Genomic DNA, 24,400 nt, shown 5'->3' with positions numbered 1-24,400 from the left:
CGCCTGATAATTCAGGGGACACGGTTATTGGCCTCTTCGCCGCAGACACGTCCATGGCAGCCATGGAGACGGACGCCGAACCCACGAAGGTGCTGGAGTTCGGGCTGGGCGACGGGACGTACTGTCTGGACATCGGGGTCATCGACGAGATCGTCGACGCCGGCGAGCTCACGCGCATTCCGAACTCCCCCGACCACGTCGAGGGCGTGATGGACCTCCGGGGACGCACGACCACGATCGTCGATCCGAAGACGCTCTTCTCGATCGACGAGGAGGGCCCCCGCGAGCGGATCGTCGTGTTCGACGACGAGGAGATCGACGAGGGCGGCACCGTCGGTTGGATGGTCGACGAGGTGTTTCAGGTCCGCGACGTGGCGCCCGAAGATGTCGACCAGGCGACGACCGTCGACGACGAGGGGGTCAACGGGATCGTCAAATCCGACGACCGCTTCGTGGTCTGGGTCTCGCCGGACATCGACGATATCGGGGCCCTCGACGCCCCCGACATCGACGCCGACGGCGAGGCGGACGACGCATAGCGCCCCGGACCGATCCTTGTCGATCGTTCTCACCCGTGAGAACTGGGTGGTAACCCTTATCCGATAACCGACACGTTCCTCCGTATGCGCGCCTCAAGTGGCGTTCCCGGGTTCGACGACATCGTCGACGGTGGCTTCCCGGAGAATCGCCTGTACGTTGTCAGCGGCCCTCCTGGAAGCGGGAAAACGACGTTCTGTTCGCAGTTCGCCGCGCAGGGCGCCCGCAACGGCGAAGACGTGCTGTACATCAGCATGCACGAGACGAAGGAGGGGATCCGTCGCGACATGAGCGGGTACGAGTTCGGGTTCGACCGCGCCCTCGACACCGACCGGATCACCTTCCTCGACTCCTTCTCCTCCGACGGTCGGCGCTTCTTCGGCCTGCCGGGCGAGCGACGGGACCACTCGGGAGTGACGAACCGGCTCACGGGGTTCATCAACTCCCGCGACATCGACCGGGTCGTCTTCGACTCCACCATGCTGTTGCGGTTCCTCCTCGACGACGACGAGGACACGATGATCCAGCTGCTCTCCTCGCTGAAGCGGACCGACGCGACGACCCTGCTCATCTCCGAGATGACCGACCCGAGCGCCTACTCCGAGGAGCATTACCTCGCGCACGGCGTCGTCTTCATGCACAACTACCTCGAAGACGACGGGATGCAGCGCGGGATTCAGGTGTTGAAGATGCGCGGGACCGACCTCGACACCGACATTCAGGGCATCGAGTTCACCGACGGCGGGCTCCGGGTCGGGGAGGCCGCGACGGTGAGCCACTGATGTACGACCGGACCTTCGGGACGGAGTGGGACGACCTCGACCGCGAGGAGGCGGTCGAGCGCGCGTTCGCACTCGGGGTCGCCGACGGCGTCGACAGCAAGCGTCCGGCCGAGCTCGACCGCATTCTGGACGCCTTCGAGAACGCGTACGACCGAAGCCTGATCGAGCTCTCGTACGACGAAGGCCGGACCAAGGCGCTCGAGATCGCCGCCGAAACCGATACCGACGACCCCGACGCGGTCTGGGACCAGCTCGTCGACGGCGCCGGCTCTCCGCGCGGTTCGCCCGTCTCGGCGGCGCTTCCCGGAGCGATAACGGAACTGACACTGACGAGGAGCCCCCGAGAGGGCCCCCCGTCGTCGCTCGACCTCCCGTCGATGCTCCGGAAGTGATCCCTCGGAAGGGTTTTACCCGACACCCCCTCAAGCCAGACACATGACCGTGCTTCCCGACGCTGTCCGCGACGCCGACAGCGTGCTCGTCACCGGGCCGCCGATGAGCGGGAAGTACGACCTGTTCAACCGACTGCTCGCCGCGTGGTCGACCGGGCCGGTGGTCATCTCCACCGGTCGCACCGCGGAGAAGGTCCGCGAGGATTACGAGTCGATCACGGGACACGACGGCGACGACGTGGTCGTCATCGACTGCGTCACCCACGAGCAGGGCGACAAACGCGACGACACGCCGATGACGAAGTACGTCGCCAGCGCCGGCAACCTCACCGACATCGGGATCAAGTTCACCGACGTGGTCGAGTCGTCGGTCGGCCGCGACCGCGCCGTCGGCGTCTACTCGCTGTCACAGCTGTTGATGTACTGGGACCCCGAACGGATCTACCGGTTCACCCGCGTGATGACCTCCCAGACGTCCGGCGAGGGATGGCCGTTCGTCGGCGTGCTCAACTCGACCGCCCACGACGAGCAAGTGGTCCACACGCTCCACGAGCCGTTCGACGTGATCGCCGAGACCCGCGTCGAGGACGACCGGGAGTTCCGCGTCCGCGGACGGGTCGGGCAACCCTCGGAGTGGATCTCGTTTTAGCACACTGCCCTCTTCCGGCGTTCACCCGACCAGGTCGAACTCGGCCCCCAGCGGCGGCGCGTCGGGGATCCCCCAGTAGACGAACCGATACGTGCCGGCTCCGAGCGGCGGGCACACCTCGAGGTCCCGGTCGGGGACCGCCGACGCGATCGCCGCCTCCTCGAGGTCGATGGACCAGATGTACGCGCCGCTCGGGTCGAGCGTCTCCTCGTCGCGCGGGAGCTCGACCGCCTCGCCCGAGCTCGATCCCCGAACGTCGACCCACCCCTCGCCCGTCTCGCGCTGGAACGAGTAGGCGTGTTTGCCGAGGACGGTCGCCGACCGATCGCCCGTGTTGCGGAACACGAGCCGCATCGACTGCCCGTACGTCTCGGCGTTCCCCTCCGTCGCCAGCTCGAACCGGGTCCCGGCGGCGTCGACGATGGTCCCCTCGACCGGCTCGTCGAAGGGCGCCGTCAGCCGGACGAACGCGTCGTCCTCGCAGGTCAGCGTCGTCGGGACCCCCTCGGGGCCCTGCGGCCCGTCGCCCGCGGCGAAGTCGAGACACCCCGCGACCCCGACCGAGCCGGCGGCGGTGAGGGTCGCCGCGCTCGTCGCCAACAGATCGCGTCGCGTGCGCTCCATGCAGTCCGTTCGGGCGCGGCCGGCTTGAACCGCACGCGTCGCCCCCGCCCGCGTCAGCGCGCGCCCGGTTCGGAACCGCTTTCCCGTCGGCCGGCGCATGACCGCCCATGGAGCTGTTCGGATCCAGCGGCATTCGCGGCGTCGCGCTCCGGTATCTCACGCCGGAGCTCGTCCTCGACATCGCGAAGGCCGCCGGTACGACCTGGGACGCCGACCGGGTCGCCGTCGCCCGCGACACCCGCACCACCGGCGAGCTGTTCGCCAACGCCGCCGCCAGCGGGCTGGCCGCGGTCGGCTGCGACGTCGACCGACTCGGCGTCGTCCCGACGCCCGCGGTCGGGAACTACTGCGAGACCGCCGGCGTCCCCTGCGTCCTCGTCACCGCCTCGCACAACCCGCCGGAGTTCAACGGGATCAAGCTCGTCGGCGACGACGGCGTGGAGCTGTCGGTCGGCGTGCTCGAACGCGTCGAGCGGCGGGTCCTCGACGACGACTACGACCACGCGAACTGGCGGAACGCGGGCGCCACGACTCGGATCGAGGGCGCGGTCGACGACTACGTCGGCCAGCTGATCGACGCCGTCGACGCCGAGGCGATCGCCGACGCGGGGCTCACGGTCGCGGTCGACCCCGGCCACGGCGCGGCGTCGGTGTCGTCCCCGCGGATCTACCGCGAACTCGGCTGCGACGTGCTGACCGTGAACGCGACGCCCGACGGCCACTTCCCCGGTCGGCAGTCCGAGCCCGTCCCCGAGAACCTCGGCGACCTCCAGCGACTCGTCGCGACCACCGACGCCGACGTTGGGATCGCCCACGACGGCGACGCGGATCGGGCGGTGTTCGTCGACGAAGACGGCGAGTTCGTCGACGGCGACACCTCGTTCGCGGCGATGGCGGACGCTTGCCTCGACCCCGGCGACGCCGTCGTCAGCGCGGTGAACGTCTCCCAGCGGCTCGTCGACGTCTGCGACGCCAACGACGCCGACCTCGAACTCACGCCCATCGGGGCGACGAACATCATCACCCGGACGCGCGAACTCCACGAGGAGGGGGTCAACGTCCCCATCGCGGGCGAGGGGAACGGCGGGGTGTTCTTCCCGCCGTACCGGCTCTCGCGGGACGGCGCGTACATCGGCGCGCGGTTCCTCGAACTGCTCGCGGCCGCCGACGCGCCGGTCAGCGAGGCGGTCGCTCCCTACGAGGATTACCACTTCGTTCGGCGTAACGTCGAGTACGCAGATGACGACGAGCGCGACGAGATGCTGTCGGCCGCGCGCGCCTACGTCGAGACCGCGGACGCGGAGCCGAACACGACCGACGGCTACCGGCTCGACTACGGCGACGCGTGGGTGCTCGTTCGCCCCTCCGGCACCGAGCCGAAGATCCGGATCTACGCCGAGTCCGCCGACGCCGACCGCGCCGAACGGCTCGCGACGGACATGTACGTCGCCGTCGAGAGCGGGCGGTAAGAGGGGTACGGGTAGTTCGAGCGGAGACGGCGACCACTCACTCGGAGACGGCGGACACCGCCGGCTCGGGCGGGCACTTCGCCCAGCGCACCGCGGCCGCGGCGTCGTTGAACGGCTCGGGGTCGATCCCCTCGACGTCCATCGTCCGTTCGAGGTACTGCCGCTTGGGACGCTCCGCGGCCACCGCGAACCGCGTCACGCCGCGATCGGCCGCCGCCCGCGCCGTGCGCCGGAGCGTCCGGCGGCCGGCGTCCGAGCAGGGGCGCGTCGTCCGCACGACGAGCACGGCGGCGTGCACCCGTCGATCGGCCACGAGCGTCTGCCACCGGTCGAGCAGTCGCTCGCCGTCCGACGGGGAGAGCCCCGTCCCGTGTGGGAGCTCGACGACGATTACCCCGTCGTCGACTCGGATCGACCACCGCTCGCTCGGTTCCATGGTATCAGCTCTCACGTGTCGGCGGATAACTGTGACGTACTGGTTATTTCCATTGATAACCAGAGCGGTTGGGGGTTTGTCCGGCGGATTCGCAAACAGGTTTTAACCGGGGATTAACCTGAGTCTGAGCGTTTTCGCAAGACGATGTCAAGACTCGTCTCGATATCGAACGTGATATTCACCGGCGTATTAAAACTCTGATAATTTGGGCTCCCGATCGGCGATCCCCCGTCCGCGGCTGCCCACAACCGTTCGGCGTCCGGTGAGCGTCCCGGCCGCTATCGACGGCGCTCCGCCGTCCCGTCGTCGGCCTCCGCGCGGTCGCCCTCTCCGCTGCCGGCGGCCGCGTCGACCACGGCCCGCGCGAGCGCCTCGAAGTCGGCGTCGTCGGGGACCACGTCGACGTCGATCCCGTGGTCGGCGGCCGTCTCCGCGGTCGGCGGGCCGATCGCGCCCACAACGGCGTCGTTCAGCCCCGCGATCGCCGCCTCTCGGACGCCGCGCTCCGCCGCGGCGTCGAGGAAGTGAGTCACCGTGAGCGACGAGGTGAACGCGGCGGCGTCGAGGTCGCCCGCGGCGGCCAGCGCCGCGGACTCCCCGGCCACTTCCGGGCGCGTCAGGCGGTAGAGCACCGTCTCGGTCACGTTCGCGCCGGCGTCACGGAGCCCCTGCAGGAGCACGTCGCTGCCGTGGTCGGAGCGCGCCACCTCGACGCGCTCGCCGTCGACGCGGCCCTTCAGCGCCGCCACCAACCCCGCAGAGGTGTACTCGTCCGGCACGAGGTCGACGGTCCACTCCGCCGCCCGCGCCGCGTCCGCGGTCGCGGGGCCGATGGCGACGAGGGTCGCGTCGCCCGGGCCCCAGCCCGCCTCGGCGGCGAGCTCGACGCCGGTCTTGCTCGTGAGGACGACGCACGGCGCCTCGCCGGGCGTCGCGCCCGTCGGCTCCACCGCGAGCATCGGGTCGGCGACCGGGTCGGCGCCGAGCGACGCCAACAGCGCTTCCGCGTCCTCGATCCGCTCGTCCGCGGGGCGGAAGACGGCGACGCTCGGGGGGCCGGAGGCGTCGGTCGCGTCCGGCTCGTCGCTCACGCCTCGTCACCCCCTCGATCGCCGTGGCCGTCGCCCTGCCCGTCACCGTTTTGGAGGAACGCCAGCACCCGGTCGCGCGTCGCGGCCACGTCGCCGATCACGGTGATCGCCGGCGGCTCGATCCCCGCCTCGTCGCGCGCGTCGACGATGGTGTCGAGGGTGCCGGTCGCGACGCGCATGCCGGGCCACGTCGCGCGCTCGACCAGGGCGACCGGGGTGTCGCCGCCGAGACCGGCGTCGCGGAGCTCCGCGGTGTACGCCGGCAGCTTCCCGACGCCCATCAGCACGACGATGGTGCCGCCGGTCGCGGCGAGCGCGTCCCAGTCCACCGCCGACTCCTCCTTCGTCGGGTCTTCGTGACCCGTGACGAAGGAGACGGACGAGGCGTGATCGCGGTGGGTCACGGGGATCCCGGCCACCGCCGGACCCGCGATCGCGGCGGTGACGCCGGGGACGACCTCGAAGGGGACGCCGGCCTCGGCGAGGTGTTCGGCCTCCTCGCCCCCGCGCCCGAAGACGAACGGATCGCCGCCCTTCAGGCGGACGACCGACTTCCCCTCGCGAGCCAGTTCGACGAGGCGCCGGTTCGTGTACTCCTGCGGGGTCCACTCGCCGCCCGCGCGCTTCCCCACGTCCTCGCGTTTCGCCTCGGGGATCTGCCCGAGGATCTCCGGGCCGGGGAGCTTGTCGTGGAGCACCACGTCGGCCGCCTCGATCAGCTCCGCGGCCTTCACCGTCAGCAGGTCCGGATCGCCCGGTCCGGAGCCGATGAGGTAGACGGTTCCCACGTCGCCGTCAGGCGCTCTTTCGGCGCCGCCCTCCTCACTCATCGTCGGCCTCCTGCCGCGTTCCCTCCCGAGCGGCCTCGTCGGCCTCGGCCTCCTCGCGAGCGGTCTCGATCAGGTCGGCGGCTCCGCGATCGGCCAGATCGGCCGCGAACTCCTCGGCGGCCTTCGCGTGCGACCGGATCGGGAGGTCGCGGGTGTCGGCCACCTCCTCGGTGCCGTCGGTCGAGAGCACGCGGACGCGAGTGTGGACGTGTTCGCCCTGCACGAGCGCCGAGACGCCGATCGGCGCGACGCACCCCCCGTTGAGCTCGCCGAGGACCGTGCGCTCGACGGTGACGGCGACTCGGGTCCGCGGGTGGTCGACCGCGGAGCGCACGTCGTCGATCACGTCCGGATCGGTCGCGGTGACGGCGATGGCGCCCTGCCCGGCCGCGGGGACGAACTCCTCGCGGGGGAGCCGGGTCGTGGGCACGTCGTAGAACAGCTCCGAGCGGCGGAGCCCGGCCTCCGCGAGCACGATGGCGTCGTACTCCGTCTCGACTTTGCGCTCCATCGCCGAGCGCTCCAGGTCGGAGAGCGAGTCGAACCACTCCTCGACCGTCTGGTCGAACTCCTCGTCGATCTCGTCTTCCGCGTCCGCGTCGTCGCCGCCGTCGCCACCGCCCTCCTCGGCGGTCGCCGCGGACGCCTCCCCCGAGGCGATCAGCCGGCGCTCGTGGTCGGCCTGCAGACGCGGGGCGAGCAGCTTCTCGATCCGGGTGTCGACGTTGCCGCGGAGCGGTTCGACGACGAGGTCTGGCCGCGCGGCCTTGATCTGGGCGGTCCGCCGGAGCGACCCGGTCCCGACGACGGCGCCGGACGGGAGGTCCTCCATGCCGAGGCCGTCGGGGTGGACGAGCACGTCGCCGGAGGGCGCGCGCTCGGGGATGCCGGCGATAACCATCTCGCCCATCTCCTCCGTGGGTACGTCTTTCAGGGAGTGAACGGCGAGGTCGGCGTCGCCGTCGAGCACCTCCTCGTCGAGCGAGCGAACGAAGGCGCCCGTCTTGCCGAGACGGTGGATCATCTCGTCCGGGATCTGGTCGCCGCGGGTCTCGACGCGCCGGAGCTCCACGTCGCGGCGGCGGCTCGACAGGGCGTCGCGGACGGTCCCGGCCTGCCGGAGGGCCAGGTCCGACCCGCGCGTCGCGAGCCTGAGCGTATCGGTCATACCCGAACCGAAGTCCCCCGCGTTCAAAAGCGCACTAGTTCGGGCGTGACGCCGTCGCGTCGCTCAGTCGCCGTCCTCGGGCTCATCGGTATCCGTACGTTCGACCGGGAAGATCTCGGTGTCGGGTGCGTCGAGCGGGCCGTCCGAACCGGTGAGCCACGCGGAGAGATAGACGGCACAGGCCGCGATGACGGCGAGGGGCAACTGGAGAGTAAAAACGCCGTAGACGACCGTCACAGCGATCGTTGCCCGGGTGAGCGTCTGCCGGTCGGTACCCCCGTAATACACGAACGCCGCGATGACGAAGGCCGACACCGCGACCCCCACGCCCCGGAGGATCTGTTGCAGGATAACTGTCGAGTACAGGAGGACAGCGACACCGATCAGAACGAGTACCGCGACGATCGTACCGCTTCTGTTGGAGGGCATCCACTCGAAAGCGTCGCCTATCGTCTATTAAACTTCGTGTGTTCGCGTCCACCGAACGCCGCACGAGGACGCGTGAGTGCTGTCTCCCACGAACGCCGCACGAGGACGCGTGGGTGCTGTCTCCCACGAACGCCGCACGAGTACACGCGAGTGCTGTCTCGTGAGCGCTGTCTCGGGAGGGTTCTACGAGTGCGCCTCGTCGCCGTGAGGGAGCCTCCGCGGTACTGGCAACACGTACCGGACCGAAGGTGTGTTAGTGCTCGGGGCCCAGATACGGGTAATGGGAGTTCAGGAACAGTACCCGTTCGACATCGAGGCCGTCCGCGCCGACTTCCCGATCCTCGACCGGAAGGTCGGCGGCGATCCGGAGACGCCGGGGGAGGGGCCGGGCGACGACACCCCGCTCGTCTACCTCGACAGCGCGGCGACCTCGCACACGCCGGACCAGGTCGTCGACACGATCGCGGACTACTACCGCGGCTACAACGCCAACGTCCACCGCGGGATCCACCAGCTGAGCCAGGAGGCGTCCGTCGCCTACGAGGAGGCCCACGACACCGTCGCCGACTTCGTCGGGGCGTCGGGCCGCGAGGAGATCGTCTTCACGAAGAACACCACGGAGGCGATGAATCTCGTCGCGTACGCCTGGGGGCTCGAAGAGCTCGGACCGGGCGACAACGTCGTCCTCTCGCAGATGGAGCACCACTCCTCGCTCGTCACCTGGCAGCAGATCGGCAAGCGCACCGGCGCCGACGTGCGGTTCATCGAGGTGACCGACGAGGGTCGGCTCGACATGGAACACGCCGCGGAGTGCATCGACGACGACACGCAGATGGTGTCGGTCGTCCACGTCTCGAACACGCTGGGCACCGTCAACCCGATCCCGGAGCTCGCGGCGATGGCCCACGACCACGACGCGTACGTCTTCGCCGACGGGGCCCAGTCGGTCCCCACCCGCCCGGTCGATGTCGAGGACCTCGGCGTCGACTTCCTCGCCTTCTCCGGCCACAAGATGTGCGGCCCGACCGGAATCGGTGCGCTGTACGGCCGCGAGGCGCTCCTCGACGAGCTGCAGCCGTACCTCTACGGCGGCGACATGATCCGGCGCGTCTCCTTCGAGGACTCCACGTGGGAGGACCTCCCGTGGAAGTTCGAGGCCGGCACGCCCTCGATCGCGCAGGGGATCGCCTTCGCGGCAGCGATCGAGTACTTAGAGGAGATCGGCATGGAGAACGTGCAGGCCCACGAGGACCTGCTGGCCGAGTACGCGTACGACGAGCTGACGGCCCTCGGCGGCGTTGAGATCTACGGTCCGCCGGGCCACGACCGCGGCGGCCTCGTCGCGTTCAACGTCGAGGGCGTCCACGCCCACGACCTGTCCAGCATCCTCAACGACTACGGCGTCGCGATCCGCGCCGGCGATCACTGCACCCAGCCGCTCCACGACGAACTCGGCGTCGCCGCCTCCGCGCGCGCCTCCTTCTACCTCTACAACACCGTCGAGGAGATCGACGCGCTCGTCGAGGCCGTCGGCGAGGCCCGCGACCTGTTCGCCTGACTCGGCGGCGCGCTCCGCGCGCCAGACTCTGGAGGCCGCTTCTCGGCCGCAGGTTCCCGCATCGGCGCGTGGTCGTCGTCCCGAGATACACGCCCGCCTCACTCGACGGTTAAACGGGCTTAATCCGGGCAAATTCGGGGTGAGGATCTCCATTTTATACCCGTACGCACCGCGTTCGCCGAATCAGTATGACAGACCAATCGCGGACGGCAGACGACCGCTCTCGGGACGACCGCGCCGCCGGTGACGCGACGGAAGACGGCGGCTCCGTCGTTCTGCTTCACGTCGAGCCGGACGCGCGCTCCGCGGAGCTGCTGGCGGTGTTCGCGGAGCGGTTCGCCGACGGGTTCGTGGTCCGGTCGGTCGACGGGATGGCGGCGGCGAGACGCGAGATCGACGCGGCCGACTGCATCGTGACCGAACAGCGGCTCCCGGACGGCACGGGCGTCGACCTGATCGAACGGCTCCGGACGCGAGGCGTCGAGGTGCCGGTCGTGTTCCACACCACCTGCCGCGGAGACGAGGCGGCGGCGAAGGCGTTCGACGCGGGCGCGGACGGCTTCTTCTCGAAGCGTCCGGAGCGCGGCCAGTACGACCGCATTCTCGAACGGCTCTGTCGGCTCGTCGACGACGACGACGTTCGGACCCTCCGCACGCCGACGCCGGTCTCGCCGGACCTCCCGGAGCCGTCGTCGGGCGCGTCTCGTTCGGCGGAGTAGTCGGCGGCTCGCCGTCGGCGCTCCGGCCCGCCGGGATCGACGGAACCCTTTTGACTTGCACGGGCCTACTCGAGACCGATATGGGACTGGGCTCGGACATGTACCGGCAGCAGATCCTCGACCACTACAAGAACCCGCGCAACTACGGGGAGCTCGAGGACCCCGACTTCACCCACGTCGGCGAGAACCCCTCCTGTGGCGACACGATCCGGATGCAGGTCGCCCTCGACGACGCCGGCGAGACGATCGACGCGGTGCGGTTCACCGGCGACGGCTGCGCCATCTCGATGGCCTCGGCGAGCATGCTCTCCGAGCGCCTCCACGGCATGTCGATCGAGGAGCTCGACGACCTCGACACCGACGACATCACCGAGATGCTCGGCGTCGACATCTCTCCGATGCGCGTGAAATGCGCGGTGCTCGGGCGGCAGGTCGCGCAGGACGGCTCGAAGATCTACCGCGGTGAGCTCGACCCCGACGACCGCACGAAGACAGAGGAGTAGCCTCGCTCCCCGGTCTCTCCCGGCGTCCCCGAACCGTCCCGAGCCCACCGGACTTTTGCTCGTGAGTCACGTTCGTCCGCGTATGAGCGACGGGTTCGACAAAGAGGCCGAACGCGAGAAGCTCCGCGAGAAGTTCGCGGAGGACGAACAGAAGCGCGAGCACACCCAACGGATGTCCGAGCTGCTGTTACAGGGCGCGACGATGACGAACCGCCACTGCGACGACTGTGGCGACCCCATCTTCCGGCACGACGGACAGGAGTTCTGTCCGACGTGTCAGGCGACCGGCTCGGGCGACGAGACGGGAAGTGACGAGACGGGAAGCGACGAGACGGGAACCGCGGAGACCGCGGCTCAAACGGCGGGACGGCCCCCCCGAGAGGAGGCGAAAACCGCGGACCGGGACGGAATCCAACCGCAGGCGGACGCCCCGGCTGCCTCTCCGTCCGCGGCGGAGGGGCAGTCGCCCCCCTCGAACGGAAGCCGACACGCCACGGGTCCGAGCGCCACGTCCCCTCCGGCGGAGAGCGCTCCCGCCTCCGGCGCGCCCTCGGCCTCGCCCTCGTCGCACGCCGAGCGATCGGGAGGGTCGACGCCGACCCCACGGGCCGAGCCCGCCGCATCGGAAACCGTCGCCGACGCTCGGGCGTCGCTGACGCGGACGCTGGCCCGGTTCGCCCGCGCGGCCGAGGAGACGGATGACCCGCGACGCGCCCGCGACAACCTGCAGGCGGCCCGCGAGGCGGCGGAGGCGCTGGCGGCGTTGGACTGACGGCGACACCGCGGCGCTCGAAGACGACCTCAGCGCTCGAAGACCAGCCCGTAGTGGTACGGCGGGAGCTCGATCGCTTCTGCGAGACGCAGATCGCTCGCGTCCTCGACGGCTCGGCGGGTCGCCTCCGGCGGGAGGCGCAGGTCGGTGGGCGGCCCCCGAGGCTCGCCGCCGATCGTCGTCCCCTCACGCGGTCGGTCGTGCCAGTTTACGACGGCGAACCGGCCGTCGACGGCGAGCGCGGCGGCGACACCCTCCACGAACGCGGATTGGTCTTCGATACCGTGGAACGCGTTCGCGAGCAGCGCGAAGTCTGCGGGTTCGGGGAGCAGTTCCGGGAGCGCTCGCGCGTCCCCCTTGACGGTGCTGACGGTGTCGATCCCCTGTTCGGCCGCGAGCGCGTCGAGCTCGGCCAGCAGCGACTCGTCGACATCGACGGCGTACACCGTCGCCGGGTCGGCGATCCGCGCCGCGGGCAGCGCGAAGTAGCCGTTTCCGCTGCCGATCTCGACGACGCGGTCGCCGGGCGCGAGCCCGAGCCGATCGAGGGTGGCGCCCGGCGTCGGCCACACTCGACCCCACCAGTCCCAGTCCGGCTGTCCCGTGTTCCGGAAGCGATCCATACCCGGGCGTGACGCTCGGCGCAGTTAGCGGCTCGGATCGCTCCCGGCGGTCCTCTCGCGCGGGCGACAGGTCTTTAGCCCAGTCAGCTACACATGGCTCGTATGGACGTGGACCGCTTCGAGGGAGTCCGGTCGGCGATCGCCGAGCGGACCGAGCTGGCTTCCGAACCGGGCGCGACTGCGGTCCCCTCCGACGCCGTCCGAAGTGTCGAACCCGCCGGAAGCGTCGTCGGCGTCACCGGCGGCTCCGGGTCGACCCTGCTCGCCGCCGCCGGCGCCGCGGTGCTTCTCGCCGTCGCGGTCGGAGCGTTGGCCGTGTACCGCCGCCGGACCACCGACAGATCCAGCGGCGCTTCGGCGTCTCCGACCGGCGGCGGCTCCGCGGGCGGCGCCGGGGCCACCGCGGACGGGAACGGGGGGGCGGGCCCCGGAACGAGCAGCGCGACCGCGTCGGACGGTGAGGGGGCGGACCGATCGGACGCCGGCGACACGAGATCGGCGTTCGACGACCGGATCGGCGATCGGACCCTGGACCGGCTCGAACCGGTCGTGCCGGACGCGGTCTCGCAGGTCCGTGACCGGCTCCCGACCGATCGGAACGCGGCGCCCAGCGCGGTCGACGCGATGGAGCGTGACCTCCGGCAGTCGGTCGAGGACGCGGTCGACGGGGGAGTGTTCGACCCGACCGTGACCTCGCCGCTGGGCGGGACCTACGACGTGGTGAACCTGCCGGGTCGGTTCCGCGAACTGACGGTTCCGCCCGGGGGAGAGACGGTTCACGTGGCGGATCTGGAGGGGGCCGTCCGCGACGCGCTCGCCGACTGGGACATCCACGAGGCCGCTCGAACGGCCGCGGTGGTCCACGACCACTGCGGCGATATCGAGTCGCACATCCGGCGCCGCGAGGAGTCGTACCTCGAGACGCGACGCGAGGCGGAGCGTTCGCTCGAGGATGTCCGAGAGATGACCGGACGCTTCGACGGTGCCCTCGCCGACCGAGTGCGGGAGTTCGTCGTCGACGGCCGCCACGAGGCGCTCCCGGGGGTCCGCGACATCGAGCGCCGGATCGACAACGCGGACCGGACGCTTCACGCCTGCGCGTTCGACGACGCCGACCGGGTGATCCGCAACGCCGAGCGGGCCGGCGACGACCTGTTGATGGCGGTCGACTTCCTCGGCGGGGTCACCGGAACGATCGACCACGGGAGCGGTCGTGTCGGGATCCCGGAGGGCGTGGACGACGCGTTCGTCGCCGATCTCGCGCCGATCCTCGAACGACAGTACGCCGTCGACGTCGAGCTCGACGGCGACGAGCTCGTCGTCACCGGCGGCGAGTCGTCGCGGGCCGGAGCGCGCGGCTCCGCTCGGTCCGCCGGCGGAGGGGGATCGACCCCCGGCGCCGACGGGTCCGACCCCGGGCGTGAGGCCGGCAGTCTCTCGCCGTCGGCCGGTTCGACGGCCGGATCGGGACGGGAGGAAGGCGGTGGTCGCGAGCAGCTCACGCCGGACGCGGTCGCGGACGAGATCCTCTTCGTGCTTCGGGAGCTCGACGGTCGCGGCGGGGCCGGCGCCGTCGAGTACCAGACCGAACTGCTCCCCGACGCCGTGGCACGCCGTGAGGTGCTCGAACCGCTGGCGACGTTCTGCCGCCGACAGACGGACCTCGTGGCGTCGGTGACGCTTCAGGAGAACGCGCCGCCCGGCTTCTTCGAGGTCGAGTTCAGCGAGGGGACCACCGCGTCCGCCGGCCTCGACGCGCTCCGGGAGCGGTTCACGGAACGACACGGCGGGTAGGCGGCGGGGAACGCTGACGAACTTCTGTCAGGCTCCGAAAACGACATCGGGCGCGACCGGCCGCGTCCGTAATGTTTTATGTAGCTCCGTCACCCCCACTACCGTATCCGAACATGACCGACATCTGTAAGATCTGTATGCAGCGCTCGAACAAGTGGGCGGGCGGGTCGCTAGTCGAACACCTGTCCCGGGCCCACGCGGACGAGCCCGCATCGGTCGAGCAGGTGTATCCGGACCTCAAGGAGGCGGCGCTGTCCGAGGGCGGCCCGGCCGCCGACGGTCAGGACGACCCGGCCGACCCGGCCGACACCGACGAGTTCGGTCGGGCGGCGACGCCGGCGCCCTCGGGGGCCGAGACGCCGAGCGACGACCTGATGGACGACGCGTACGGGAAGAAGTGGTACCTCGTCGGCGTCGGGGGCGCGGGCAACAACATCCTCGACGCGATTCTGCTCCGACGCGCGACGCTGGAGGAGAACAACGAGCGTCGCGCTCGGATCTGGCAGGGCGGGTTAGCGGGGTACGGGCTGTTGAACACCAACGTCAGCGAGCTCGAACAGACCTACTACGCCCAAGAGGAGAAGGGGTACAGCCGCAACGACCTCCTCCCGAACTGCATCATCGGCTTCGGCGAACACGACTACGCCGGCGCCGGCTACCGGTGGGACCTCGGACGCGACCTGATCGAGGCCGACTTCGCCGACGACGCCGACCCCTTCCGGGAGCGATGGGACCTCAAGGGCGAGCGGCTCCGGGACTCGCAGGCCGTGATGTTCGTCCACAGCGTCACCAAGGGGACGGGCTGTGGCGCGACTCCCGTCCTCGCCGAGAAGCTCCGCGAGAAGGTGCTCGACGACGGGATCGTCTCGAAGCCGCTGTTCAGCAGCGTCGTGATCCCCTCGGAGGGGACCCAGTACTCGGAGTTCGGCGGCCGCGCGAAGGTGAACGGCGTCGTCGGGTTGGCCCGCACCTCCCGGACCGTCGACGCGATCGTCCCGTTCGACAACAAGCGGCTGGAGGACGTGGGCGCCGACATTCGCCCCCGGATCGACCGGCTCGGCGAGTACAACCCCCCGCAGTACGTCGAGGTGAACAAGCCGCTCGTGGCCTTTCTGGAGGCGTTCACGATGTCGTCGGTGCCGCAGTTCCTCGACCGGGACGCGACGATGTCGATCAAAGGCGACGTGTTCGATCCGGCCGACAGCTTCCGCCCGGTCCAGGACAAGTACCAGCGCGACCCCGACCGGGACTTCTCGCCCGCGGTGGTGCTCGCGCCGGTGCTCGGTCGCTCGCGAGCGAACACGTTCGACGAGTCGAAGCTGGAGCTGCTCGTCCGGAACGCGCTGTTCCAGAACAAGCTCGCCGAGTTCGACCCGACGACCGCGTGGGGCGGGACCTTCCTCATGTACGGTCCCGAGGGGAAGATGCGGGAGGTCTCGGAGCTGATCGGCGACGGCACCCTCGCGAGCATCATCGGCGACGAGGAGTTCCTCGACGCCGGCCGTTCGACCGGGATCGAGTCGGTGGACATCCACATCAAACAGCTCGTGACGCCGTACCTCGACGACGTGTACCTGTGGGGGACGCTGTGGAACCCCGAGATGCCGTCGATCGAGGCCATGTACGACCACGCGCTGACGCTCAAACAGGAGGGGAACAGCGAACAGGCCGAAAACGTCCGTGAGGTGTGGGACGAGGTCGAGGCGCTGTTCTCGTGTCTCGGCCGCGAGAACATGGCCTGAACCGCCTCGCCTCTCCCGCTCCGATCGCTCCGTGAGATGGGATCCCCCGCCGCGGGCCGCGCTGCGTCGCTTCCGCGTGTCGGATTCTGGCGATGTTCCCGGTCGGCGGTCTCGATCCGCGGATCGACCCGCTGACAGGAAGGCGGCGTCCGCCCCGGAGAGTCGGGAACTGCTCGGAGCGGTAACCTATCAGTCCAGAAGATTAATCACGGCGTGAGGGCATGTACTGTTCATGACAGACGACGGTAGCGTCAACAACGTCCGGTGGAAGATCGGGTGGTCTCCCTGGGCCGTCACCATCGGCGTCACGATCGTGTTTACGCTGATCGGAGCGGGCGTGGATCAGCCGGGACTGCTCTTCGTTCTCGGGATTTTTGCGGGGATAATCACGTGGTACTGGGGCGTCCGCGAGATCAACGCCAACTACCGGTCGTTCGTCCAGAAGTTCATCGGCGAATCCGAACGCAACGCGAAGCGGGGGATCGACCTCGACGAGGCGAAGCTGTACAACCTCACGTACAACTCCGGGAGCTCTCCCCTGTTAGTCAAAGCGTCCGACACCTACTACAACACGACTATCGTCGTCAGTGAGACCTCGATCAACCTCAACGAGGGCGCGGAGTACGACATGAAGTCCCGGTCGGGCGTCGGCGGCGGGACCAACAAGGAGATATACTACGATCAGGTGACCGGCGTGCAGTCGCATCAAGACGGCACGTTCACCGAGCTCGAGATCAAGACCTCCGGCGGGGGATCGACCCGGATCAGCTCGGCCGCGACGGACACCGTCGACGAGGTCGTCTCGGAAGTGCGCCAGCGCGTCCGCGAGATCAAGAACCCCAAGGGCCGTCGCCGGGACCGCCGCGACGATCCCGGACGCGCGTCCGGCGCGTCCGATCGGGCGACGCAGTCGTCCACCGCGTCCCCCGCGGCGCAAGACACCGAGACCGACGCTGATACCGATCCGAGCGGCGATTCGGCCTCCGGCGAGGGTACGGACACGTCGGCCGTCCACCCGGTGACGACGGTCGCCGACGAGATCGCCTCGCGGACCCGACCGAGCGATCCGCTGGCCGCCGAGCTGTGTCGCGCCTTGTCCGACGGCTCGCCCGACGAGGAGCGGCTCGAAGAAGTCCTCGCCGACGTGATCGACCGGCTGGAGCGCGCCGGTGCCGTCACAGACGCCGTCGAGGACCTCGGTCGCTCGCCGGACGAGCGGCGGGTCGAGTCGGCGCAGCGCTCGGTCGGCCGCCAGGACGGGCCGCTCGCCGAGGGCGTCGAATCGGCGCTCGATCGGATACTGACGCTCGAAGGCGACCTCTCGCAGGCGAAGTCCGAGGCGGACTCCGGTACGGACCACGCCCGGGAGCACCGGGAGGAGATCGAAGAGCTCGAAGCCGAACTGGACCGGTACCAACAGCGCTACGACCGGATCGAGGGCGCGGCCGGGAGCGTCTGTCAAGAGGCCGCTCGGACGGACGCGCTCTCGTTCCGAACGACGGACACTGACGACCGCTTGGTGGAACTTGCCGACGCGCTCGAAGACGGCGATATCGTCTTCGACACCCCCGGAGGGGAGCTCGCTCCGATCGTCGACGAGGTCGAGCACACGCTCCGGCCGCAGACGGCGCAGTCACGGGAGCTGCTCGCGGCGCTCGGCGGCTCCGACTGGGCGGACGACGAGCTCTCCGCGGCCCTCGAATCGACCGTCGAAACCATCGACGAGTACGCCGAGCTCCGCGCGGCGGTGGCGGATATCGGGACGAGCGACGTCCGCCGCCGGCTCGACTCGCTCGACAGCGAACTCGAACGCGAGGAGGGGACGGTGTACCGGCACCTCGCGGATCGCGTCCGCGAGCTGGAGGCGATGGTCGGCGAGGGTGTCGACGACGTGCAGCTGTACGCCATCTATCAGGAGTGCACCTTCTACGACCGGACGCTCGTCCCCCGACTCTCGCGGTCCGACGGCTCCTCGGAGAGCGTCGATGTCGCTCGACGGGCGCGCGACATCGAAGACCGGATCGCGTCGGTCAACGACGAGTACGTCTCGGTGCGCGCCGACCACAACCACACCATCCCGAAGCACTTCCTCGACCTCGCCGACACGCTCTGTGACCGGGCGCGGCGCATGGGGAACGAACAGCCGCATCAGGCGGCCGGCCAGCTCGCCGCAGCGAGCGACCTCCTCGACCACGTCGAGGAGCTATACGAGCGCAACGAGTACAGCGTGATGCTTCGTCGGCTGCGCGGCTGACGCCTGTCCGTGTACTGGTACGTCCACCATCTTTATAATCCGATGTTCCAGTAATATCTGTCGTAGAGACATGTACTGTTCGATAACTATTTTCCCGAGCAGGCGTACCAAGGAACCACCAGCTAAATGACGTATCTGTTTATCGGCGCGGGGCAAGCGGGGGGAGCGATCGTCGACGCGATCTTCGAGTACACGGACGACTCCATGCTCGGCCTGTTCGAGTCCACGGACATCTCGACGCTGGGTCGGCCGCTGGTGTTCAACTCGACGATGCGGGACTTACAGAACCTCTCGAACGTCCCCGCGGAAGACCAGTACGGGGTCGCACAGCAGCACGGGCTCGTCCAAGGGACCGAGCCCGGCTTCGAGGAGATGGTAACAGGCGGCTTCGGACGGAACCCCGTCGACGCCGACGAGGTGATGGCGGACCACGCCGACGAGCTCCAGACGACCCTCGAATCGAAGTTCGGGGGGCGGGGGGCCGCCGCCGCGGCCGACGAGGAGGAGGTGGCGGCGACCGACACCGACGCGATCCAGTTCGCGTTCCTGTTCGTCGGGCTCGGCGGCGGCACCGGGTGCGGGATCAGCCCGCACATCGCCCGCGGTATCAAGGAGTTCACCGACGACCGGACCAAGGTCGTCGCGGTGACCGTCCTCCCGAACACCCGCGGCGGGGTCGAGGACGACCAGACGGACGGCGAGGTCAGCGCGGGCCGTCAGGCGTGGAACGCCCGGTACGGGCTCGACCGCCTCGAAGACGAGGTCGACGGAATCGTCCTCGTCGACAACCAGCGGATCTCGTACCTCGACTCGGCGGGCGGCGAGTTCGGCGAGTACAACGAGTACGTCGCCGCCGCGTTCCACGACATCGTCGTCGGCCCGATGCTGAGCAATGTCGACGCCAGCGAGGTCGACGGCGTCGACACACCCGACATCGACGTTCGCGACATCGTCACGTCGCTGTCGTTCGGCGTCGCCGGGGAGGAGTCCAGACCGGGCTACGGCGCGATCGGGCGATCGGTGACGATGACGCGGTCGCTGTCGGGGTATCTGTTGCCGTTCGTCGGGCGCCGCGACATCGACAGCGCGGCGCTCGCGCGGCTCTCGGCGTCGAAACAGTCGCTCGCGAAGGCCGACCCGAACGACGCCCAGAAGGCGATCGCGCTGGTCCGCGCGCCAAGCGCGAACATCGGCCCGGGTTCACACAGCGTCGAGACCGGGACGATCAAGGAGTACCTCGAACGGAGCTGTCGGCTCAGCGAGGTCAACATCGGCGTCGCGCTCAGCGGTCGCAACCTCGCATCGGTCGTGACGCTGCTCACGTACCGCCGCGAGGACCTCGACCGCCTCGACGAGATCGAGGCCGCGGCCGACGCCTACGAACAGGAGACGGAGGAACTGTTCGCATGACTCGGACGGCGAGACCGCGGCTCGCGAGGATCGCCTTCGTCGCGGCAGCCGTGCTGGTCGGCTCCGTCGGCGTCGTCGTCGGTGACGGGAGCGCGACCGTTCGGTCGGCGATCGAGGCGACGGCGACGGCGACGGCCGCCGCCTCGCTCGCCGGGGAGGTGCCGTACCTCGCGGCCGGCGGCGCGCTGATCGGGTTGGGCATCGGCGCGGTGGTCGCGAGCGGTGCCACGTACTGGTACCAGAGCAAGCAGATCGGGGGGCGGCTCGAATGACGGGCCGAGCGGAACGCCTGTTGCTGGCGTCGCTGCTCTGCGTCGGCCTTCTCTCCCTCGTCGCCGTCAACGGGGCGGCCGCCGCCGGCCCGGGCGACTACTGCGAAGGGGTCGGGGAGAACCGGAGCGCCATCGTCGGCGGCGCCGGCGACACGGTTTACACCGACGAGGTGACGCTCCATCCCGGATCGACGCTGACCGTCGGCTACTGCTCGTTCGGTGAGCCGGCCGACCGCGACTGGCTCTCCGACGGCACCGGGTACGAGGTCGGCGAGCGCGACGGTCACACGTACACCGTCACGATCACCGGCGAGACGGAGACCGTCGACTTCGCCGACCACTTCGCGGACGGAGACCAGCCGACGTTCGAGGACCGGCTGGTCGTCACCGTGGCCGAGTCGAGCGGTACCGGCCCCACGGCCGTCGACGGGGTCGACGACAGCCAGTACCGCAGCGCCGTAGACGAAACCGAGAACGCGACGACGGCGCTGAACGAAACGACCAGCGGCCTCGAGGCCGACGAGGTCAGCCTCAATGACGCGAACGAAACGGTATACTCGCTGCGGGAGGAGTACAAGACGATGACGGAGACACGGGCGGACCTACTGGGCCGTCTCAGATCGGCCGGTGAGAACGGGACTGCGGCGGGCACCGTCGCGGCCGCAGCAGCGGCCGACGAGAAGTACGAACGCACCGACTCGAACGTGACGGCGGCGGCGACCGCGTACACCGAAGCCGTCGAGGCGACGGCCGACGGCCCCCGCTCGACGGTGCGGCTCTCGGTGCTCGGATCGCTGGGCGCCGGCGTGGCGCTCGGGCTCGTCGCCGGCGCGGCGGTCCCGCTGATCGCCGCGCGCCGCGTCAAAGAGAAGATGAAGCTGAGCCGCGACGTGAGCTACGACCGGAAGACGGCGCTGCTCCCGATCCTGATCGGGATCGTCGCCGCCGTCGGCGGCGCGGCGATCCTCGCCGTGATGATCGGGGTCGACCCCCTCCTCCGGGTGATCGCATGAACGCGAACCGACGGACCGCGCTCGGGATCGGTGCGCTCGTCGTGCTGGCCGCGGCGATCGGCGCGGGCATCTTCATCTGGTCCGGGTCGCAGGCGGCGACCTGGTTCGTCCTCATCGGGATCCCGCTGTTCGTCGTCCTCGGAATCGGGCTGTACGTCCGGGGCGTGATCACTCGCAGCGGGACGAGCGAACAGGAGTTCGTCCGCACCCGCGCCCGGTCGACGGCCGAGGAGTTCCAGGCGCTCCTCCGGCAGCGGCAGACGCTCCGGACCGCCTACCCCGACTGGGACCCGGGGATCGACGCGCAGGTCGAGTCCGCGGTCGGTGACTTCGAGACGCAGGGCGTCACCGTCGATCGGGAGACCGGTGCGTTCGACCTCGGAACGGGCGTCAAGTCGGCCGACCTCCAGGAGTTCGAACGCCTCTCGAACGAGACACAGCGGCTCGAGGACGAGGTCGAGTCGTCGTTCCGGGAGTTCGTCGCCGGCGACCTCTCCCGGCGCGAGCGCGTGCTCGACCGACTGGCGGAGGTCGACCTCGCGGAGCCGAGCGAGTCGTTCTCGGCGCCCGATTCGAGCGCGTCCGTCGCCGAGTGCCGCGACGTGCTCGACAGCTCGCGCGAGGCGACGCGCGGGACGATCGAGGAGGCGATCGAGACCGTCCGCGAGATGCGGCGCGGCGGGCACCGCGCGGACGACGGCGGCGCGATCGAAGCGGACCTCGAAGACGCCGAGGCGGCGCTGGACCGCGTGGAGTTCGAGTCGGCCGTCGAGTCCGTGCTCGAGGCGCGCGACCGGCTCCGCGACGAGTTCTCCGGCTCGTTCAACGAGGAGCTGGACGCCATCCGCGACCTCGTCGACGCGGTCGACCGGGCCGACGTCGACGCGCACGTCGAGGCGAGCTCGATCGACGAGGTCGACCGCATCGACGCGGCGGTGTCCGACCTCGACTCGGCGCTCGACCTCTCCGAGGCGAGCCGCCACCGCTCCGACCTCCGGCGGGTCTGTCTCGACATGATCCGAACGATGGAGCGCCGCCTCGCCGACCACGCCGAGACGCTGCGGGCGGCCGACCTCCCGCCGGGGTACTACACCGAGCCGGACGCGGTCGACGAGCGCTTCGCGGCCGAACTCGAAGCGATCGACGACCTCGAGCTGTTCACGGAGCGGTGGGAGGCCGCGGCGACCGACCTGCGTGACGCCGTCGAGACGGCGAGCACCAAGGCCGCGGTCGTCGACGCGTACGACGACGTCTCGGAGACGATCGAGACGGCGCTGGCGGAGCGCGGCGAGGTCGTCGGCGACGACCTCCCGATGCGGCACGCGGACCAGTTCCTCGGGCTCTACTATCGACGGAACGAGGGGTTGGAGTTCGACCCGAGCGTCCCCGCACTCCGGCGCGGCGACGTGGAAACGCACGACCTCACCGTGGAGGTGGCGTACGAACACGGCAGCGAACGCCCGCGCACGGCGACGGTCGAGCTCGACGGCGGCGGCTACTCTGAGGCCGTCACCGTGGAGACGCGGGTCGCCGGAACGGCGGCGTTCGAAAACGTTCCGGCGGGCACCCACGAGCTCTCGGCGGACCCGGGCGACGACGCGTTCGGCGCGATCGAGCGCGACGTGCGGGTCGACGGCGACGCGTCGGTGTCCGTGGAGTTCCGCGAACGGGAGCTGCGCGAACAGCTCTGCGCCGACGTCGACGTCGACATGACGGAGGTCCTGCCGGACATGCGGTCCCGACTCGAGTCGTCGTTCGCCGAGGAGGGGTACGTGTCGACGGAGATGGACCTCCCCGTGCAAGACACCCACGCGGCCTGCCTGCTCGCCGTCTGGAGCGACGAGGCGGGCCACGGTATCTGTCGGAGCGACGGCGACGTCGTCGTGTACGACGACGATCAGATCGAACGCGAAGTGACCAACGTTCTGCGGTACAACGTCGACCCGGGCGACCGGGTGAGCTTCGCCGATCTGCGACGGAACTTCCTCTCGGCGCCGGTCCCGGACTCCGTGGTCCGGGACGTGGTCGGTGGGATCGACGGCGAGCACAGCGTGACGATAACCGAAACGGGACTCGAGATCAACGAACACTGACCAATGGCACAAACGGACACGTTTACGAGATGGAGCGTTATCGCGTCGGGAGAGGGCGGCGGCCGCATCGCGTCGCAGTTCTTCGACCGGGCGGAGAACCCTGGGATCGACGACCGGGTGCTGGTGATGAACACGAACCGGGCCGACCTCCGGAACACGATCGACCGGATGCGCGGGACCCTCCAGGACGAGCGCGGCGAAGAGGAGACGATGGAGTCGCACGCGCTGGAGTTCGGCTCGCAGCAGGGCGCGGGGAACTTCTTCCCGAACGGTGAGGCGTGCGCGCGGGAGGACCTCGACCGCATCGTGTCCCGGATCAAGGACTTCGGGACCTCGGACGCGTTCATGCACGTCGCGACGCTCGGCGGCGGCACCGGAAACGGGTCGATCCCGTACACGATAGAGCAGTTCAAGACCGGACTCGCCGACCTCGAAGAAGCCGGCGCGACGGAAGACTGGATGGACAGCGTGATCCACACCGCGTTCGGCGTGTGGCCCTACTACTACGAGCAGCCGCAGCGGCACTTCAACGCGGTGTGCGGGCTCTCGCGGCTGCTTCGAACCGCGGACGACACGCAGAACGCGGACATGGTGTTGCTCGCCTCGAACTCCCAGCTCGACGACGAGGAGAACGGGAACGGGCGACACTACGACTCGATCAACGACGCGATCATCACGGCCATCGACCTGATGATCGGCGCCGGCCGCGAGACCCGCAGCGTCATCGACGTGAAAGACTACGTGACCATCCCCTCGCAGATGGACGCGTACCACTTCACGCCGGCCGTCGCGACCGAGATGAACGGACAGGTGTACGAGCTCGAGTACATGCTCGATCAGGCCGCGGAGAACACGTACGTGCCGATGGACGTTGGCACGACGACCGCCGCGTACGCCATCGTCCGGGCCCCGGAGAGCATGATCGACGACGACGAGATCAGCGAGCCCGAGGTGTACGGCGCGTTCCGCGACTGGACCACCAAACACGACATCAACGTGGCCGGACAGGCAAGCCTCACCCCGAAACGGGGGCGCGGTAGCGACGTCGACGTGCTCCTCCTGTTGGGCGGGTTCGACCTGAACCCGCTGCTCGACCACTCGTGGGACGAGTTCGAGATGCTCGGGGACAGCCTCGCCGGGACCGGCGGCGGGACCGGCGGCGAGCTGACGCAAGCACAACTCGACCGAATCGTCGACAACCTCGAAGCGTACGTCGACAAGAATGCGGAGTGATCCAGCG

24 protein-coding genes are annotated in these 24,400 nt (G+C 69.6%); 17 read left to right on the top strand and 7 right to left on the bottom strand.

Translation table 11 applies throughout. The features are described 5' to 3' along the window. Window positions 1-53: 53 nt before the first annotated feature. The 4 genes from ACT4MF_RS07725 (at window position 54) to ACT4MF_RS07710 (ending at window position 2,360) form a co-directional block, all read left to right on the top strand. Window positions 54-539, top strand: coding sequence for a chemotaxis protein CheW (locus tag ACT4MF_RS07725; RefSeq protein WP_099254512.1), 486 nt, complete (start codon window positions 54-56; stop codon window positions 537-539). Between the two features lie 84 nt (window positions 540-623). After that, a complete protein-coding gene (locus tag ACT4MF_RS07720; RefSeq protein ID WP_099254513.1) occupies window positions 624-1,319 on the top strand; it encodes an RAD55 family ATPase in 696 nt (231 codons plus the stop codon). Then, window positions 1,319-1,711, top strand: coding sequence for a DUF8057 family protein (locus ACT4MF_RS07715; RefSeq protein ID WP_444682324.1), 393 nt, complete (start codon window positions 1,319-1,321; stop codon window positions 1,709-1,711). The genes ACT4MF_RS07720 and ACT4MF_RS07715 overlap by 1 nt, the downstream gene beginning before the upstream one ends. Before the next feature lie 43 nt (window positions 1,712-1,754). Next, window positions 1,755-2,360: a DUF7504 family protein gene (locus ACT4MF_RS07710; protein WP_099254515.1), complete on the top strand. Its 606-nt coding sequence runs from the start codon at window positions 1,755-1,757 to the stop codon at window positions 2,358-2,360. Window positions 2,361-2,381: 21 nt separating this feature from the next. Here the strand turns inward: ACT4MF_RS07710 and ACT4MF_RS07705 are convergent, their stop codons facing one another. Beyond that, on the bottom strand, window positions 2,382-2,984 hold the full coding sequence (locus tag ACT4MF_RS07705) for a hypothetical protein (RefSeq protein ID WP_099254516.1): 603 nt from the start codon (window positions 2,982-2,984) through the stop codon (window positions 2,382-2,384). Window positions 2,985-3,091: 107 nt separating this feature from the next. Here ACT4MF_RS07705 and glmM point away from each other — a divergent pair, with 107 nt between their 5' ends. After that, window positions 3,092-4,453, top strand: coding sequence for a phosphoglucosamine mutase (glmM, locus tag ACT4MF_RS07700; protein ID WP_444682325.1), 1,362 nt, complete (start codon window positions 3,092-3,094; stop codon window positions 4,451-4,453). A gap of 37 nt (window positions 4,454-4,490) precedes the next feature. Here glmM and ACT4MF_RS07695 read toward each other — a convergent pair whose 3' ends face one another. From ACT4MF_RS07695 to ACT4MF_RS07675, 5 genes are all read right to left on the bottom strand, one after another. Beyond that, window positions 4,491-4,889 (bottom strand): hypothetical protein, encoded by a 399-nt coding sequence (locus ACT4MF_RS07695; protein WP_444682326.1) that lies wholly within the window; start codon window positions 4,887-4,889, stop codon window positions 4,491-4,493. A 278-nt stretch (window positions 4,890-5,167) separates the two neighbouring features. Then, complete coding sequence (locus ACT4MF_RS07690; protein WP_444682327.1) at window positions 5,168-5,980, bottom strand: uroporphyrinogen-III synthase; 813 nt, start codon at window positions 5,978-5,980, stop codon at window positions 5,168-5,170. After that, window positions 5,977-6,810 (bottom strand): uroporphyrinogen-III C-methyltransferase, encoded by an 834-nt coding sequence (cobA, locus tag ACT4MF_RS07685; RefSeq protein ID WP_444682328.1) that lies wholly within the window; start codon window positions 6,808-6,810, stop codon window positions 5,977-5,979. Before cobA ends, ACT4MF_RS07690 begins: the two co-directional genes overlap by 4 nt. Then, complete coding sequence (hemC, locus tag ACT4MF_RS07680; protein ID WP_444682329.1) at window positions 6,803-7,978, bottom strand: hydroxymethylbilane synthase; 1,176 nt, start codon at window positions 7,976-7,978, stop codon at window positions 6,803-6,805. Before hemC ends, cobA begins: the two co-directional genes overlap by 8 nt. Before the next feature lie 63 nt (window positions 7,979-8,041). Further along, on the bottom strand, window positions 8,042-8,407 hold the full coding sequence (locus ACT4MF_RS07675) for a hypothetical protein (RefSeq protein WP_444682330.1): 366 nt from the start codon (window positions 8,405-8,407) through the stop codon (window positions 8,042-8,044). Between the two features lie 280 nt (window positions 8,408-8,687). Here ACT4MF_RS07675 and ACT4MF_RS07670 point away from each other — a divergent pair, with 280 nt between their 5' ends. The 4 genes from ACT4MF_RS07670 (at window position 8,688) to ACT4MF_RS07655 (ending at window position 11,959) form a co-directional block, all read left to right on the top strand. Then, on the top strand, window positions 8,688-9,965 hold the full coding sequence (locus ACT4MF_RS07670) for an aminotransferase class V-fold PLP-dependent enzyme (RefSeq protein ID WP_444682331.1): 1,278 nt from the start codon (window positions 8,688-8,690) through the stop codon (window positions 9,963-9,965). A gap of 188 nt (window positions 9,966-10,153) precedes the next feature. After that, on the top strand, window positions 10,154-10,684 hold the full coding sequence (locus ACT4MF_RS07665; protein ID WP_444682332.1) for a response regulator: 531 nt from the start codon (window positions 10,154-10,156) through the stop codon (window positions 10,682-10,684). Window positions 10,685-10,764: 80 nt separating this feature from the next. Continuing rightward, the gene (sufU, locus tag ACT4MF_RS07660) at window positions 10,765-11,187 is read left to right on the top strand and encodes a Fe-S cluster assembly sulfur transfer protein SufU (protein WP_099254525.1); all 423 of its coding nucleotides are present in this window, start codon (window positions 10,765-10,767) and stop codon (window positions 11,185-11,187) included. Between the two features lie 82 nt (window positions 11,188-11,269). Further along, entirely contained in the window at window positions 11,270-11,959 is a 690-nt protein-coding gene (locus tag ACT4MF_RS07655; protein WP_444682333.1) for an Sjogren's syndrome/scleroderma autoantigen 1 family protein, read from the top strand. 29 nt (window positions 11,960-11,988) lie between these two features. Here the strand turns inward: ACT4MF_RS07655 and ACT4MF_RS07650 are convergent, their stop codons facing one another. Beyond that, a complete protein-coding gene (locus ACT4MF_RS07650) occupies window positions 11,989-12,582 on the bottom strand; it encodes a class I SAM-dependent methyltransferase (RefSeq protein ID WP_444682334.1) in 594 nt (197 codons plus the stop codon). Between the two features lie 102 nt (window positions 12,583-12,684). Between ACT4MF_RS07650 and ACT4MF_RS07645 the strand changes: the two genes are divergently transcribed. The 8 genes from ACT4MF_RS07645 to ACT4MF_RS07610 all read left to right on the top strand — a co-directional run bounded on the left by ACT4MF_RS07645 (window position 12,685) and on the right by ACT4MF_RS07610 (window position 24,393). Further along, window positions 12,685-14,376 carry a hypothetical protein gene (locus ACT4MF_RS07645; RefSeq protein ID WP_444682335.1) on the top strand — a complete coding sequence of 564 codons (1,692 nt, stop codon included), beginning with the start codon at window positions 12,685-12,687 and terminating at the stop codon, window positions 14,374-14,376. A gap of 113 nt (window positions 14,377-14,489) precedes the next feature. Beyond that, window positions 14,490-16,118 carry an FtsZ/tubulin family protein gene (locus ACT4MF_RS07640; protein ID WP_099254529.1) on the top strand — a complete coding sequence of 543 codons (1,629 nt, stop codon included), beginning with the start codon at window positions 14,490-14,492 and terminating at the stop codon, window positions 16,116-16,118. Between the two features lie 232 nt (window positions 16,119-16,350). Continuing rightward, a complete protein-coding gene (locus ACT4MF_RS07635) occupies window positions 16,351-18,372 on the top strand; it encodes a magnesium transporter CorA family protein (protein WP_444682336.1) in 2,022 nt (673 codons plus the stop codon). Window positions 18,373-18,498: 126 nt separating this feature from the next. Further along, window positions 18,499-19,782, top strand: coding sequence for an FtsZ/tubulin family protein (locus tag ACT4MF_RS07630; RefSeq protein ID WP_099254531.1), 1,284 nt, complete (start codon window positions 18,499-18,501; stop codon window positions 19,780-19,782). Then, complete coding sequence (locus ACT4MF_RS07625) at window positions 19,779-20,054, top strand: hypothetical protein (RefSeq protein ID WP_099254532.1); 276 nt, start codon at window positions 19,779-19,781, stop codon at window positions 20,052-20,054. Before ACT4MF_RS07630 ends, ACT4MF_RS07625 begins: the two co-directional genes overlap by 4 nt. Beyond that, a complete protein-coding gene (locus ACT4MF_RS07620) occupies window positions 20,051-21,067 on the top strand; it encodes a hypothetical protein (RefSeq protein WP_444682337.1) in 1,017 nt (338 codons plus the stop codon). Before ACT4MF_RS07625 ends, ACT4MF_RS07620 begins: the two co-directional genes overlap by 4 nt. Continuing rightward, window positions 21,064-23,160 carry a hypothetical protein gene (locus tag ACT4MF_RS07615; protein WP_444682338.1) on the top strand — a complete coding sequence of 699 codons (2,097 nt, stop codon included), beginning with the start codon at window positions 21,064-21,066 and terminating at the stop codon, window positions 23,158-23,160. The genes ACT4MF_RS07620 and ACT4MF_RS07615 overlap by 4 nt, the downstream gene beginning before the upstream one ends. Before the next feature lie 3 nt (window positions 23,161-23,163). Continuing rightward, entirely contained in the window at window positions 23,164-24,393 is a 1,230-nt protein-coding gene (locus ACT4MF_RS07610) for an FtsZ/tubulin family protein (protein ID WP_444682339.1), read from the top strand. Window positions 24,394-24,400: the final 7 nt, after the last annotated feature.

The sequence above is a fragment of the Halorubrum sp. FL23 genome, assembly GCF_052439115.2.
Classification (GTDB): domain Archaea; phylum Halobacteriota; class Halobacteria; order Halobacteriales; family Haloferacaceae; genus Halorubrum; species Halorubrum persicum.
The sequence above is the reverse complement of the archived record's forward strand: the minus strand, read 5'-3'. Positions and strand labels throughout refer to the sequence as shown.